This is a genomic window from Chengkuizengella sp. SCS-71B (assembly GCF_040100845.1).
In the GTDB taxonomy this organism is placed as follows: Bacteria; Bacillota; Bacilli; order Paenibacillales; family KCTC-33759; genus Chengkuizengella.
This window is the reverse complement of the sequence record NZ_JAZHSH010000001.1, coordinates 2,816,415-2,831,188: the sequence shown is the minus strand read 5'-3', so window position 1 is coordinate 2,831,188 and position 14,774 is coordinate 2,816,415. Positions and strand designations below refer to the sequence as shown.

Annotated in this window: 14 protein-coding genes and 1 other annotated feature; all 14 genes read left to right on the top strand. The window is 33.0% G+C overall.

Annotated features, from left to right (window positions below; genetic code table 11):
* Positions 1-12 precede the first annotated feature (12 nt).
* A complete protein-coding gene (locus VQL36_RS13855) occupies positions 13-2,106 on the top strand; it encodes an HDIG domain-containing metalloprotein (RefSeq protein WP_349249891.1) in 2,094 nt (697 codons plus the stop codon).
* Positions 2,084-2,575, top strand: coding sequence for an rRNA maturation RNase YbeY (gene ybeY / locus VQL36_RS13850; RefSeq protein ID WP_349249890.1), 492 nt, complete (start codon positions 2,084-2,086; stop codon positions 2,573-2,575). The genes VQL36_RS13855 and ybeY overlap by 23 nt, the downstream gene beginning before the upstream one ends.
* The gene (locus VQL36_RS13845) at positions 2,572-3,255 is read left to right on the top strand and encodes a diacylglycerol kinase (RefSeq protein ID WP_349249889.1); all 684 of its coding nucleotides are present in this window, start codon (positions 2,572-2,574) and stop codon (positions 3,253-3,255) included. The genes ybeY and VQL36_RS13845 overlap by 4 nt, the downstream gene beginning before the upstream one ends.
* Before the next feature lie 37 nt (positions 3,256-3,292).
* Entirely contained in the window at positions 3,293-3,682 is a 390-nt protein-coding gene (locus VQL36_RS13840) for a cytidine deaminase (protein WP_349249888.1), read from the top strand.
* A gap of 17 nt (positions 3,683-3,699) precedes the next feature.
* Positions 3,700-4,596, top strand: coding sequence for a GTPase Era (gene era, locus VQL36_RS13835; protein WP_349249887.1), 897 nt, complete (start codon positions 3,700-3,702; stop codon positions 4,594-4,596).
* Between the two features lie 147 nt (positions 4,597-4,743).
* Positions 4,744-4,878, top strand: a complete 135-nt coding sequence (locus VQL36_RS13830) for a YqzL family protein (RefSeq protein ID WP_349251181.1) — start codon at positions 4,744-4,746, stop codon at positions 4,876-4,878.
* Between the two features lie 20 nt (positions 4,879-4,898).
* The gene (recO, locus tag VQL36_RS13825) at positions 4,899-5,672 is read left to right on the top strand and encodes a DNA repair protein RecO (RefSeq protein WP_349249886.1); all 774 of its coding nucleotides are present in this window, start codon (positions 4,899-4,901) and stop codon (positions 5,670-5,672) included.
* Positions 5,673-5,752: 80 nt separating this feature from the next.
* Positions 5,753-5,936, top strand: a binding site (T-box leader).
* An 85-nt stretch (positions 5,937-6,021) separates the two neighbouring features.
* Positions 6,022-6,912 carry a glycine--tRNA ligase subunit alpha gene (gene glyQ / locus VQL36_RS13820; RefSeq protein WP_349249885.1) on the top strand — a complete coding sequence of 297 codons (891 nt, stop codon included), beginning with the start codon at positions 6,022-6,024 and terminating at the stop codon, positions 6,910-6,912.
* Entirely contained in the window at positions 6,905-8,980 is a 2,076-nt protein-coding gene (gene glyS / locus VQL36_RS13815) for a glycine--tRNA ligase subunit beta (RefSeq protein WP_349249884.1), read from the top strand. The genes glyQ and glyS overlap by 8 nt, the downstream gene beginning before the upstream one ends.
* 114 nt (positions 8,981-9,094) lie before the next feature.
* Positions 9,095-9,550 carry a YaiI/YqxD family protein gene (locus VQL36_RS13810; RefSeq protein ID WP_349251180.1) on the top strand — a complete coding sequence of 152 codons (456 nt, stop codon included), beginning with the start codon at positions 9,095-9,097 and terminating at the stop codon, positions 9,548-9,550.
* A gap of 47 nt (positions 9,551-9,597) precedes the next feature.
* Positions 9,598-11,415, top strand: a complete 1,818-nt coding sequence (gene dnaG / locus VQL36_RS13805) for a DNA primase (protein ID WP_349249883.1) — start codon at positions 9,598-9,600, stop codon at positions 11,413-11,415.
* A 42-nt stretch (positions 11,416-11,457) separates the two neighbouring features.
* Positions 11,458-12,582, top strand: coding sequence for an RNA polymerase sigma factor RpoD (gene rpoD, locus VQL36_RS13800; protein WP_349249882.1), 1,125 nt, complete (start codon positions 11,458-11,460; stop codon positions 12,580-12,582).
* A 225-nt stretch (positions 12,583-12,807) separates the two neighbouring features.
* The gene (locus tag VQL36_RS13795) at positions 12,808-13,572 is read left to right on the top strand and encodes a class I SAM-dependent methyltransferase (protein WP_349249881.1); all 765 of its coding nucleotides are present in this window, start codon (positions 12,808-12,810) and stop codon (positions 13,570-13,572) included.
* On the top strand, positions 13,548-14,663 hold the full coding sequence (locus VQL36_RS13790; RefSeq protein ID WP_349249880.1) for a Nif3-like dinuclear metal center hexameric protein: 1,116 nt from the start codon (positions 13,548-13,550) through the stop codon (positions 14,661-14,663). The genes VQL36_RS13795 and VQL36_RS13790 overlap by 25 nt, the downstream gene beginning before the upstream one ends.
* Positions 14,664-14,774 lie beyond the last annotated feature (111 nt).

Below are 14,774 nucleotides of genomic sequence, written 5' to 3'. Positions count from 1 at the left end.
GCTGAACATTTCATGATTTCTACAAAATCCAGTGAGAAAAAACAAGCCTTCATCAATGGATGGAAACAGAGTAAACTGATAAGGGTGCTTCTTTACTTCATCTTAATAATAGTTTTCTTTTTATCCGCATTTCAACATGTAATTAACCTAGACAAAAATATGGGGGATTCTGCTTCAGAGAAGGATTTAAATCAAGATACTCCTATTTATACTGAGTATTCTATTAATTCATTGGATTTTTTAGATCATATATTTGATAAGCTAGAACAAATTAACTTAGACACTACATTAACTGATGAAGAAAAAACCGAAATTTATAGTTTGTATTTTATTCAAGAGTACAACACATTTGTTGAAGATAATGTGAAAATAATGCAGGAATCTGAAGACTCCCTAGATGCGTCTTTTATACAGGAAATAGAAAAGCAGCTTCTAGATCAACAGTATGATTTTCCTGTGGAAGCATTTTTTAAACTGCCTCGTTTAAGTCAAGCAGAAATCATAAAGATGAGTCCGGTTGCTGAGAGCATCGTCAAAAATTTAATGAAGGAGCAAATTAAAGATGCTGATATCATCCGTGGAAAAGTTGCAGAAATTGTAAATGCTTCTAATTTAAGTGATGATGATTCTAGGGTGCTTGTTACTGAAATTGCACGATTCAGTATAATTCCTAATTATTTCTATGATGCAACTGCTACTAAAGAGGCTTTGTCTTCAACTGAAACAACAGAACTAAATTACTTGCAGGTTATTGGATTAATAATACTTGTTATATTGTTTGTGGTCTTTTTGTACATGTATATCAGACAAAGTAATTTGCAAATTCGGAATAATAATGTACAACTATTGATGTTAGTATTTATATTTATCATAAATATGATGGGCATGAAGATCGTAGCTTTAGGACACAATTTAGATTATCCATATCTTGGATTTTTAGCACCAGTGGCAATGGGAAGTATGTTAATTGCAATTTTGTTGGATTATAAACTTGCATTTATTTCGTCTATAATATTTAGTATCTTTGCCAGCATCATTTTTAATTTTGAAAATCAAGTGTTTTTATTTGATTATAAATATGGACTAGTTGCCTCTGTCATTTGTTTCACATCTATATTTGCTGTTCATAAAGCAAGTCAAAGGTCGAGCATTTTAAAAGCAGGTATATTTATAACTATAACGGCATGTATTAGCATTACTGCCATATTTTTAATAACGAATGAAAATGTGATTTCGAATTATATATTTTCACTGACCTTTGCACTTATGAATGGTTTATTAACGGCTGTATTTGTGATAGGCATACTGCCATTCTTTGAGGCTGCTTTTGGCATTCTTTCGCCTGTTAAGTTAGTGGAGCTATCAAATCCTAATCACCCATTATTAAGAAAACTGTTGACTGAAACACCAGGAACCTATCATCACAGTGTAATGGTTGCAAATTTATCAGAAGCTGCTGCAGAATCCATTGGGGCAAATGGTTTATTATGTAGGGTAGGATCATTTTATCATGATGTAGGAAAAACGAAGCGACCTAATTATTTTATAGAAAATCAAGTGAACAGTGAAAATCCACATGATACGATAGATCCTGATTTAAGTAAATCGATCATAATATCTCATGCTCGAGATGGAGTAGAACTGTTAAAAGAGTACAAGATGCCTAAGTCGATCTGTGATATTGCAGAACAGCACCATGGTACGACATTACTAAAATATTTTTATCATAAAGCAAAAGAACAACAAGAAGCAACAGGAGAGCCAGAAGAGGAAATTCAAGAATCCGATTTTCGTTATCCTGGACCTAAAGCACAGTTTAAAGAGGCTGCAATTGTGGGTTTATGTGATTGTGTAGAAGCTGCAGTTCGATCATTATCAAACCCTACAATGGATCAAATAAATACAATGGTTGATAAAATCATAAAAGATCGATTAGAGGATCAGCAACTTAATGAATGTGATCTAACGCTTAAAGAAATTGATACTATTGCTAAATCACTAAAAGAAACATTGCTTGGAATTTTCCATTCAAGGATTGAATATCCAGAATTACCAAGTCCAGATAAAAAGGGAGTTACGAAAGATGAAGCTACAGTTAGCATATAGTAATGATCAGAATGAATTTGAAATAGCAGATGAATGGATACAAATATTAGATGATTTATTACAAGTAGCCGGTAAGTTAGAAAATATATCATCTGGTGAAGTTACACTAACTTTTGTTGATGATAAATCCATTCATCAATTAAACAAGGAGTATAGGGGCATAGACACTCCGACAGATGTGCTTTCCTTTGCAATGCAGGAATCTGGGGTTGAAGAAGCTGAGATTTTTTATGAAGATGATGTTGAAATGGATGAATTATCTACCATGCTTGGGGATGTGGTTATTTCATTAACTACAGCGAAAAGGCAGAGTGAAGAATATGGGCATTCCTTACAACGAGAAATCGGTTTTTTGTTCGTACATGGATTTCTTCATCTAATAGGATATGACCATCAGGATGAGCAATCAGAAAAAGAAATGTTTCATAAACAAGAACAAATTTTGCAAGAGGCAGGATTAACAAGATGAACAGGTGGCTTCACAGTTTTAAATATGCATATGAAGGTTTAATTTATGCTTATTCAACTCAGAAAAACATGAGATTTCATTTTTTTGCGGCCATCATTGTACTTTTTCTTGCTTTATTTTTTGAATTATCTCAGGTGCAAATCCTATTTGTATACGTTGTGACATGTTTAGTTATTGTTATGGAGTTAATAAATACAGCAATTGAAAAAACGATTGATCTTACTGTAAAAGAGATGCATCCGATGGCCAAAATTGCAAAAGATGTTGCCGCAGCTGCTGTACTAGTATCTGCGGTTTTTGCTATTATTGTTGGTATTGTCGTATTTTATAACCCGGTACTATTTTGGCTTAATGATCAGCTAGTGAAAACAAATGAAATCTCTAGTGAAACAATATTAGTAGTGCTTGGCTTAGTGTTTTTGTGTACAATAGTAATTCAAGAAACTATATTCAGTAAAAATAAAACTACTCAAATTAATCTAATTTCAGCATTAAACTCATCAATACTTACGTTAATTGTGTTAAGTGATGCAGATTTTATTCATATATTACTAACATGTTTTATATCGCTATTAGTTGTATCAATCTTACTAAGTCAAAAAGGCGTAATGATTCGTTCCATCTTATATGGTGCGATATTAGGTATCATTCTGCCGTTATTTATTTATTTTTATGTATAGGGTAAAGTAAAAAAAAGATAATTTGGAGGAGAACAGTTTGGATAAGGAAAAATTAATGAATAAAGCAATTGAAGCTATGGATAGTGCATATGCACCGTACTCCAATTTTAGAGTAGGGGCTGCATTATTAAGTGATGATGATGTTATACATATGGGCTGTAATGTAGAAAATGCTGCTTATGGTCCTACTAACTGTGCAGAAAGAACGGCTATGTTTCGTGCGATTGCGGATGGCTATAAACCTAAATCATTTAAAGCAATAGCTGTTGCAGGAGATACGGAAGATCCAATAAGCCCTTGTGGTGTCTGTCGACAAGTTTTAGTGGAATTATGTTCTGAACAAATGCCAGTGATATTAGTAAATCTAAAAGGTGAGCATTTTGAAACCACTGTTTCTGAATTGTTGCCAGGAGCATTTAAACTTTAGGAGGAATGCGTTACATTATGAGTAAATCACACAAATCGGGGTTTGTTTCTATAATTGGTCGACCTAATGTAGGTAAATCCACTTTTTTAAACCAAGTAATTGGACAAAAAATAGCCATTATGTCTGATAAACCTCAAACAACAAGAAATAAAATTCAAGGTGTATATACACAAGAAGATACACAAATTGTTTTTCTAGATACACCTGGAATTCATAAACCAAAGTCTAAGCTGGGTAGGTATATGCTTAGTATTGTGGAAAATACATTAAGTGAAGTGGATGTTATTTTATTTGTGGTGGATGTGGAACAGGGGATTGGTAAAGGGGACCGTTTTATAATCGAGCAATTAAAATCTGTGCGGACACCTGTAGTCTTAGTACTAAATAAAATAGATCTTGTTCATCCAGAGAGCCTTTTACCTATTATTACGACTTACAAAGATTTATATGATTTTGCGGAAATTGTTCCAATTTCAGCTAAAATGGGGAACAACATTCAACCGTTATTAAATCAGATACGAAAATATTTACCGGAAGGTCCACAGTATTACCCAGAAGATCAAGTTACTGATCATCCAGAACAGTTCATTTGTGCTGAATTAGTACGAGAAAAGTTGTTAGAAGTGACACGTGAAGAAGTACCGCACTCCATTGCTGTACAAATTGAACAAATGAAAAAAGAAGACAATGGAGTTGTGCATATTTCAGCATTAATTTATGTAGAAAGAAAATCTCAAAAGGGAATTATCATTGGTAAACACGGTGCTGTTCTAAAAGAAATTGGTAGAAAATCAAGGCAGGACATGCAGAGATTGTTGGGATCAAAAATATTTCTTGAACTTTGGGTAAAGGTGAAAAAAGATTGGCGGAATCAAGATGTTGTCTTAAAGGACTTAGGATTCCATCACGATTAAAAATCACTTTTACGATGCTTTCAAATTTTTTGATAAAAAAATTCACTAATTTGGTACGAATTACTTCGGATATTCTTTTCATAACTGTTTAACCTAATACTAGACACCAGTTATTTTACGACATAGCCACTGAAAGGAATGACTACCATGCGAGATTTTTCGTGGAAGTATTTTATTAACACTGGAGATGTCGACGCCTACTTATTATATAAAGAAATTCATGAACAAGATGACGAAGAGCCTAATCAGGAAGAATTGCAGGACGATGTGTGGAGTGATTAATTAGGGAAGAGGAAAAAGGGATGTTATTTAAAGTTGAAGGTATTGTCATCCGTGCAATTGATTATGGTGAAGGAAACAAAATTATTGTAATATTTACAAAAGAAACGGGGAAGGCAAGCATTATGGCTAGAGGGGCGAAAAAATTAAAAAGTCGCCTTTCTAGCGTTACTCAGTTATTTACATATGCTGAATTTACATACTATAAAAAAGGGAAAATGGGAACACTGAACGATGGTGAAGCCATAAAATCTTTTCATGATTTGAATTTAGACATATATAAATCTACTTATGCAGCTTATCTTGTTGAATTAATTGATCGAATGATAGATGAACAAGAAGCAAGTTCTTTTATTTTTGAGCAACTATTAGCATCTTTGGAATTTATAGAGGAAGGGAAAGATCCTCTAGTCATCACTCATATATTTGAGATGAAAATACTTAAACTAGCTGGTTATTATCCAATTTTAACTGAGTGTATATCATGTGGAAGAGAATTAAATGATAGTTCTTTTTTTTCTATTTCTCTAGGAGGTACGCTTTGTCAAATTTGTAAATCCAAAGAACAGTATGTAAAAAAAATAAACGTAAGATCTCTAAAATTACTGCGCTTGTTTCAAGAAATAGATATAAGAAGGTTAGGGAAAATAAATATATCAGATTCAATAAAAAAAGAAGTGAACATGTTGATGCGTGATTTTATGGATACTCATGTGAATATTAATTGGAAGTCTCGATATGTAATGGATCAAATAAGCAAATCTAATCTAAATAATTTAGAATATCCTAAAAAATAATCTAAAAGCGCTGAAGAAGTACATAATTTGACTTTTTTATTATGCAGTAATATACTAATAATTAAATGTTTTCTGATAAGATAGGTACTAAGAAGGAAAAAAAGTAACCAAAATGAGTTGTAAAGCGAGTCAGGGAGGGTGCAAGCCTGATCAAATCGTTTGGTGAATGGCATTCTGGAGTATCTTATAATAAAGTGGATAGTTGATACTAAAGTTTAACTATCAAGTAGGGTGGAACCGCGGGTATATCATCTCGTCCCTATGTCAACTTGATGACATAGGGATTTTTTTATTCCTAAAAAAGTTAGTTGAGTAAATTAAATATCAAACAATAAAGGAGATGGTTTTGTTGAATTTTCAAAATATGATTTTAACACTGCAACAATTTTGGTCAGAGCAAAATTGTATCATTGTTCAACCTTATGATGTTGAAAAAGGTGCAGGAACGTTAAATCCAATGACATTTTTACGTAGCATTGGACCAGAGCCATGGAATGTATCATATGTTGAACCTTCCAGAAGACCAGCGGATGGTCGATATGGTGAGAATCCAAACCGTTTATATCAGCATCATCAATATCAAGTTATTATGAAGCCTTCTCCAGATAACATTCAAGAAATTTATTTGGAAAGTTTAAAAAAATTAGGAATTCATGCTGAAGATCATGATATTCGTTTTGTTGAAGATAATTGGGAACATCCTGCTTTAGGAGCATGGGGTTTAGGCTGGGAAGTATGGTTAGATGGAATGGAAATCACACAATTCACATATTTTCAGCAAGTAGGCGGGATTGATATGAACCCTGTTGCAGTAGAGATTACATATGGATTAGAACGTCTTGCATCTTATATTCAGGATAAAGAAAATGTGTTTGATTTAGAATGGGTTGAAGGTGTAAAGTATGGTGATGTGTTTCTTCAACCAGAATATGAACACTCTAAATATACTTTTGAAATATCAGACACAAAAATGTTATTTACTCTTTTTAATATGTATGAAGAGGAAGCTAAAAAAACATTGGAACAAAATTTAGTTTTCCCTGCTTATGATTACGTTTTGAAATGTTCACATACATTTAATCTACTTGACGCAAGAGGAGCTATCAGTGTTACAGAACGTACTGGTTATATTACTAGGGTAAGGAATCTATCAAGATTATGTGCATCAACCTATTTACAAGAAAGGGAACGTTTAGGTTTTCCACTTTTAATAGATGAAGGGGTGAGCAGCAATGAATAAGGATCTATTGATAGAAATTGGGATGGAAGAAATACCTTCCAGATTTATTCGTGATGCTGTTAATTTACTCGAGAAAAAAATAAGTGAATGGTTAAAGGAGTCTAGAGTTCATTTTTCAAAAACTAAAATTTACGCTACTCCGCGCCGTTTGGCCGTTATTGTTGATGATGTATCACCAAAACAATCAGATCTTAGAAGTGAAGTGAAGGGTCCTTCAAAAAAAATTGCTCAAAATGATCAAGGTGAATGGAGTAAAGCTGCATTAGGTTTTGCAAGAAGTCAAGGTGTTGAGCCATCCAGCCTGTTTTTCAAAGAGTTAAATGGTGTAGAGTACGTCTATGCTGTTAAAAATGAGGTAGGTATTGAAACAAAAAATATATTGTCTCAGGGTATCAGTAAGATTGTTACTTCTATGGTTTATCCTAAAAATATGCGCTGGGGGAAGCATGAATTAAAATACGTTCGTCCGATTCGATGGATTGTTGCTTTATATGGTGAGGAAGTAATCCCAATGGAAATTACAGAAGTACATGCTGGTAGAAAGTCAAGAGGACACCGTTTCCTTGGAGATGAGGTAAACATAGACCTTCCATCTACGTATGTAACTCAATTAAAAGAGCAATATGTATATGCTGATTCAGAGGAGAGACAAAAACTAATTGTTGGACAAATTGAAGCACTCTCTAAAGAAAAAAACTGGCATATATCAGTAAAAGAAGACTTATTAGAGGAAGTTCTTTTTCTAGTTGAATACCCAACTGTACTATTTGGTTCCTTTCAACCAGAGTTTTTGGAAATACCACAAGAAGTATTGATTACATCCATGAGAGAACATCAACGTTATTTTCCAGTTTTTGATCAAAATCAAAAATTATTACCTCATTTTGTGACGGTCAGAAATGGAGACAAGAAGTCGTTAGACGTAGTAGCAAGAGGTAATGAAAAAGTATTAAAAGCAAGATTAGCAGATGCAAGATTTTTCTATCAAGAAGATCAGAATTTTCCAATCGAAAAAGCACTAGCTAAACTAGAGAAAATTGTATACCATGAAGAATTAGGTACCGTTGGGGATAAAGTGAGAAGAATCAGACTAATATCTGACCAAATTTCAAAGTTTTTATCCTCAAATGATGAAGTGAAAAAACAAGTATCAAGAGCTTCAACTATCTGTAAGTTTGATCTTGTAACCCAAATGGTTTACGAATTTCCTGAATTACAAGGGGTAATGGGGGAAGATTATGCGCTAAAGGCTGGTGAAGATCCAGTTGTATCACGAGCTATTTTTGAACATTATCAACCTCGTTTTTCTGGTGATTCTTCACCTGAATCTACGGTTGGAGCTATTATCAGTATTGCAGATAAAATGGATAGTATTATTGGTTGTTTTTCTATTGGGATAATTCCTACTGGTTCTCAAGATCCATATGCGTTACGTAGAAGCGCAGCTGGAATAGTTCAAATCATATTGGATCATGATTTAAGTATCAATTTATCTAATTTATTTGATATTTGTATCGAAGTATATGAAGAGAATAATCTCTTGAAGACAGAAATTTCAGATCTTCGTTCAAAATGTTTAGAATTTTTCTCATTAAGAATTAAAAATGTACTGACTGATATGAAATTAAGATATGATGTGATTGATGCTGTAATGGCAACTGACATTAACAATATTCCATCTGTTATAAGACGAGGTAAAGCATTGATGGATTTTGTAGAACATACTGATATTAAGCTGATTATAGAATCGTTTAATCGTGTAGATAATTTAGCATCTAAAGCAGAAAATGAAATTATAGAACAAGAGTATTTTGAAGAAACAGTTGAAAAAGAACTATTTAATGTATGGAAACAAATACATCCTAAGTTTATAGAAAAATTAGATGCATCATTGGAGTTTGAAGCGCTGGAGATGTTAAAACAATTGCAAGCTCCGATTACTGACTTTTTTGAGAGTGTCATGGTTATGAGTGAGGATGAAAACTTAAAAAGAAATCGATTATCTTTATTAGCTAATATATCTTCTGATATTAATAAAATAGCTGATTTCCAAAAAATAGTCCTATAAATATAAAATGCCATTAGTGATTAAAGGATTACATGACATGTCATAAATAAAGGATTTTATATTTATTTCTCGTATATAATAATAGATACTCTAAAAAGAAATTGGTGATTAACAATTAATAATACTTGTATTTTTGTTGATGCTGATGCGTGTCCCGTGAAGAATGAAATTTTCAAACTCGGTAAGTTATTTGAAATCAAGATTGTGATGGTTGCTTCTTTTGATCATTCATTGAAAAATGAAGATGGTGTCGAGAACATTCAGGTTGATCGTTCTGATCAATCAGCAGACTTATACATTTCAAATCATATTACTGCGAATGATATTTTAGTCACACATGATTTTGGCTTAGCTTCTATCTGTTTAGGAAAAGGAGCTAAAGTTGTGTCACCTCGTGGTAAATTTTATTCTACTCATTCCATTGATTTTTTATTGGAGAACAGGCATGAAAGTGCTAAAAAGAGAAGAAATGGTCAATATGGCAAGGGACCAAAACCATTTACAAAAGAGGATCGGAACATTTTTCTACAAACAATGACAAATTTTTTAAAAGATTTGCAGGAGATTTAATTAAAGTATCGAAATATAAATTGTTAATAATAGATGAAGGTGGTTAAGTGTCAAATTTAGGTATTCCAGATGAAATTATTGAAACCGTCTTAAAACAGCATGATATTGTAGATGTGATTAGTAAGTATGTTCATTTATCAAAACAAGGAAGAAATCTAAAAGGACTTTGTCCGTTTCATTCTGAGAAAACCCCTTCATTTACAGTTTCACCCGACAAACAAATTTTTAATTGCTTTGGTTGTGGAATAGGTGGTAATGTAGTCAAATTCATGATGGAAATAGAAAATTATTCATTTCCAGAAGCGATTCAACAATTGTCTGAAGATGCAGATATTCCATTCCTTTGGCATAATCAAAGTGATCATCCAGAACAGCAGAAAGAAAAGTCTGATTTATTAAGAGCACATGAGTTATCTCAAACTTTGTTTCATTATATATTAAAAAATACTGCACATGGAAAAGTAGCTTTAGAATACTTGAACAATAGAGGTTTCTCATTAAAGCTTATGAATCAATTTCAGATCGGTTATGCCCCATCGATGCGAAATACCTTGACTGAGTTTTTACATAAAAGAGATTTTTCACTATCTTTGATGGAGCAAGGTGGACTTTTATCTGAAACGGGTCAACAGCAGCATGTCGACCGATTTCGGGATCGTATCATCTTCCCTATTGCAAATGCAAGAGGAAAAGTAATTGCCTTTGCAGGAAGAGCTCTAGGGGATGGTCAACCAAAATATTTAAATTCACCCGAAACCATCCTATTTAATAAGAGTAAAACATTGTATAACTTTTATCAGGCAAAATCTGAAATTAGACGAACTGGGCGAATTGTCTTATTTGAAGGGTATGCAGATGTCATCAAAGCGTGGGATGCAGGGGTATTAAACGGAGTAGCAACAATGGGGACTGCTGTTACCCGAGAACATGTAACCACCTTAAAGCGATATGCTGATCAAATTATTTTGTGTTTTGATGGAGATGAAGCTGGTCAAACAGCAGCCATAAAAAATCTATCGATATTAGAAAAAATGAAATTTCAAGTTTATGTTGCTATGCTACCTGACCAAATGGATCCTGATGAATATATTACAGCTCATGGTTCAGATCGTTTTAAAAAAGAGATTGTTGAGAATGCTGTAACTGCTACAAAGTATAAAATATTGTTTTTAAGAAAAAGATTTAGGTTAAATGATGCAAATGAAAGATTACGTTATATTCGGTCCTCTATAAAAATTATAGCTGAACTTGAATCACCCACTGAAAGAGAACATTATATAAAAGAAATAGCAAATGATTTTGATTATTCATTTGAAACTTTAAAACAAGAAATGTTTGAGATCAGGCAGGAAGCAGAAAAAAAACACTTTAAAGGGGATAATAACGTAAATCGGTGGAATAATGTAATGAATGGAAGTGGCAGGGAGGTTGTCCCTTCACTATTACCTGCTTTTCATAATGCGGAAAAGAATTTATTGGCCATTATGATGCATAGTCGAGAGATAACGACTTATGTTGAAAAAGAGATAGGTGATCAGTTTAATGTAGAAGTTCATGGTGCCATTGCAGCTTATTTATATGCATTTTTTGCTCAACATGAGAAACCTGATATTAGTAAATTTTTAACAATGCTGCGGAATGATGAACTGGAAAATGTAGCTAGTTCCATTTCACTTATAGGTGATAATCATGCTACGAATTCGAAAGTCATTGATGATTATATTAAACAAATCAAAAATAATTCACAAAAGCATATTATAAAACAAAAGAGACTAGAAAGAGATCAAGCAGAACGAGCAGGAGATTATATACGGGCTGCAGAAATAGGAAAAGAGATTATAACCCTAGAGAGAAACCATAAATGAAAAAGCTGAATGAACAATCTAGGGAGGAGGGAGTTGGATCAAATGACGAACGATCAACGAACTCAAATTGACGATACTGAATTAAGCTTGGATCAAGTGAAAGAACAGTTAATTGATTTGGGTAAAAAACGTTCATCACTTACTTATAAAGTTATTATGGAGAAATTATCTCCATTTGACCAAGAACCAGAACAAATTGATGATTTTTTCGAACATTTATCTGAACTAGGTATTGAAATTGCAAATGAATCAGATGAAAATATACCTACTGCTGCTTCAGGAGCAAATCAACAAGATGATTTTACGTTGGATGATGACTTATCATTACCACCAGGAATAAAAATTAATGATCCAGTTCGCATGTATTTAAAAGAAATCGGTCGTGTACCATTATTATCTGCGGAGGAAGAAGTAAATCTAGCTATTCGAATAGAACAAGGTGATGAGGAAGCTAAAAAAAGATTAGCAGAGGCAAACCTTCGACTTGTAGTTAGTATTGCTAAAAGATATGTAGGCCGTGGAATGTTATTCTTGGATTTAATTCAAGAAGGGAATATGGGTTTAATTAAAGCTGTTGAAAAATTTGATCATACAAAAGGTTATAAATTTAGTACTTATGCAACTTGGTGGATCCGTCAGGCGATAACTCGTGCAATTGCAGATCAAGCTAGAACGATTCGCATCCCTGTACATATGGTTGAAACCATTAATAAGTTAATACGTGTTTCTCGTCAATTACTGCAAGATTTAGGTCGTGAGCCTGCACCAGAAGAAATTGCAAAAGAGATGGAATTAAGTACAGATAAAGTACGTGAGATTATGAAAATTGCACAGGAGCCGGTTTCGTTAGAAACACCGATTGGGGAAGAGGATGATTCACACCTTGGTGATTTTATTGAAGATCAAGAAGCTTTAGCACCTTCTGATGCTGCAGCCTATGAATTACTGAAGGAGCAGTTAGAAGATGTTCTTGACACGTTAACAGAACGTGAAGAGAATGTATTACGCTTAAGATTTGGTCTGGATGATGGCCGAACTAGAACTCTAGAAGAAGTTGGAAAAGTATTTGGAGTTACTCGCGAACGTATTAGACAAATTGAAGCAAAAGCCTTAAGAAAGCTTAGACATCCAAGCCGAAGTAAAAGATTAAAGGATTTTCTAGAATAATTTTAGTTTTTTTAAAGACCTTTCTGCTTGCCAGTGAGGTCTTTTGTTTGCAATTAACCACCACTTATAAATCCTTTAGTTGAGTACTAGATATTAGCTGTCTTTTGTTTTCATATTCAGTTTAACTCTTTTCCAATTTTAATGCAAATTTTTAAAAATATGTTTTTTTATGGTTTTATTTCTATAAAAAAGATAATTGAAATTAATTGATGGGGTTGTTCCTATATGGTAATAATATCTAAAAGACTGAAAAGAATAGCAGATAAAATACTGCCCGATAGTAAATTGGCTGATATTGGTTCAGATCATGCTTTGTTACCGACTTACTTAGCACAGAAGAATCAAATACAATTGGCTATAGCGGGTGAGGTTAATAAAGGACCTTATGAAGCTGCAAAAAAACAAGTTGAAAACTCAAATTTACAACATAAGATTAAAGTAAGGTTAGGTAACGGATTAGAGGTATTAGATAAAGAGGAAGTAGATACAATTGTGATTGCAGGTATGGGTGGAGGATTGATTACAAATATCTTAAATCAGCCTTTTGATTATACCGGTGTAAATCGATTAGTTTTACAGCCTAATGTAGCAGAAGATAAGGTGAGGCGTTGGTGTATAGAAAATCAATGGAAATTAATTGAAGAAGACATTTTGGAAGAGGATCGTAAAATTTATGAAATTCTAGTTGCAGAGCGAAGTGAAGAAGCTTATGAATTTAATCAGCAAATTTTTGCCAATGTAATGCACAGGCTGGATTGTAATATTCAGCTTACTCGTAAATTAAAAATACTAATGGGACCACATTTAATAAACAGACCTACTGCTGTTTTTATAAAAAAATGGAATATGGAAATTGCAAAGAGAGAAAAGGTAATTGAACAATTATCACAATCAAATTTGGAAGAAGCAGTTCAAAAGAAACATGAATTTTCTTTAGAAGTTGAACAACTGAAGGAGGTACTGAAGTGTTTGCAAAGGGACAAACAATAACCCAAATCTTAGAGCAATGGACACCTAAATATTATGCAGTTCCGGATGATAAAATAGGTTTACAACTAGGGACATTAAACAAAGTAGTTAAAAATGTATTGGTGACTTTAGATGTTACAGAAGAAGTTGTTGATGAAGCGATTGAAAAAGATATTCAATTGATTATTGCCCATCATCCCATTATTTTCAGACCATTAAAACATATTCAAACAGATTTATCAGCAGGAAAAATTTACGAAAAATGCATCAAAAATGATATTGCTGTTTATATTGCACATACGAATCTTGATGTTGCAGAAGGTGGTATTAATGATATGATGGCAAATGCATTGGGATTAACCTCACTCTCACCTCTTGAAGAAGTACACACTGAAAAATTAAGTAAACTTGTTGTTTTCGTACCAGAAGAAGCACATAACAATGTATTGAAGTCCATATTTGCTGCAGGTGCTGGATGGATAGGAGAATATAGTCATTGCAGTTTTAATATTAAAGGACAAGGTACATTTTTAGCCAATGAAAATACAGATCCTTATATTGGGGAAAAAGGCAAACTAACCAAAGCAACTGAAATCCGCATAGAGACCATTGTACCTCAGAATATTCAGAGAAAAGTAGTACAAGCAATGTTAAAAGCACATCCTTATGAAGAAGTTGCTTATGATATATATCCAATGGATTTAAAAGGGAAGTCCTTTGGTTTGGGAAGGGTTGGACGTTTGCCCGAGAAGAAAACCCTAGCTGATTTAGTAGCTACTGTAAAAGAAAATTTTAATGTACCAATGGTAAGAACTGTTGGAGATTTAAATAAACCTATAAGTAAAGTTGCTGTTTTAGGAGGATCAGGAAGTAGATACGTACAGCAAGCAAAATATGCTGGTGCAGATGTTTTAATTACAGGAGATATTGATTTTCATACTGCTCAAGATGCTTTAGCAGATGGGTTATCGATCATTGATCCTGGCCATCATGCAGAAAAAATAATGATTAAACATGTTTCTGATTATTTGCAAACAGAATTTTCTTCTAAAAAAATAGGAAGCAATGTAATTCAATCAACGACAAATACAGATCCATTTACATTTTTATAGGATAAAATGGATTTAACCTCAAAAAGAAAATATAATAAGTTTTTGAGTAAAATTTTCTATAATTTCTAAAATTAAGTGCTTGTTATTTATGATTTCGATCTGTTATACTAA

Bases quoted from the DNA above. Each gene is read 5' to 3' on its own strand.
- VQL36_RS13855 (WP_349249891.1), top strand. From the start codon at position 13: ATGATTTCTACAAAATCCAGTGAGAAAAAACAAGCCTTCATCAATGGA.
- VQL36_RS13845 (WP_349249889.1), top strand. From the start codon at position 2,572: ATGAACAGGTGGCTTCACAGTTTTAAATATGCATATGAAGGTTTAATT.
- recO (WP_349249886.1), top strand. From the start codon at position 4,899: ATGTTATTTAAAGTTGAAGGTATTGTCATCCGTGCAATTGATTATGGT.
- glyS (WP_349249884.1), top strand. From the start codon at position 6,905: ATGAATAAGGATCTATTGATAGAAATTGGGATGGAAGAAATACCTTCC.
- VQL36_RS13830 (WP_349251181.1), top strand. From the start codon at position 4,744: ATGCGAGATTTTTCGTGGAAGTATTTTATTAACACTGGAGATGTCGAC.
- rpoD (WP_349249882.1), top strand. From the start codon at position 11,458: ATGACGAACGATCAACGAACTCAAATTGACGATACTGAATTAAGCTTG.
- era (WP_349249887.1), top strand. From the start codon at position 3,700: ATGAGTAAATCACACAAATCGGGGTTTGTTTCTATAATTGGTCGACCT.
- ybeY (WP_349249890.1), top strand. From the start codon at position 2,084: ATGAAGCTACAGTTAGCATATAGTAATGATCAGAATGAATTTGAAATA.
- VQL36_RS13795 (WP_349249881.1), top strand. From the start codon at position 12,808: ATGGTAATAATATCTAAAAGACTGAAAAGAATAGCAGATAAAATACTG.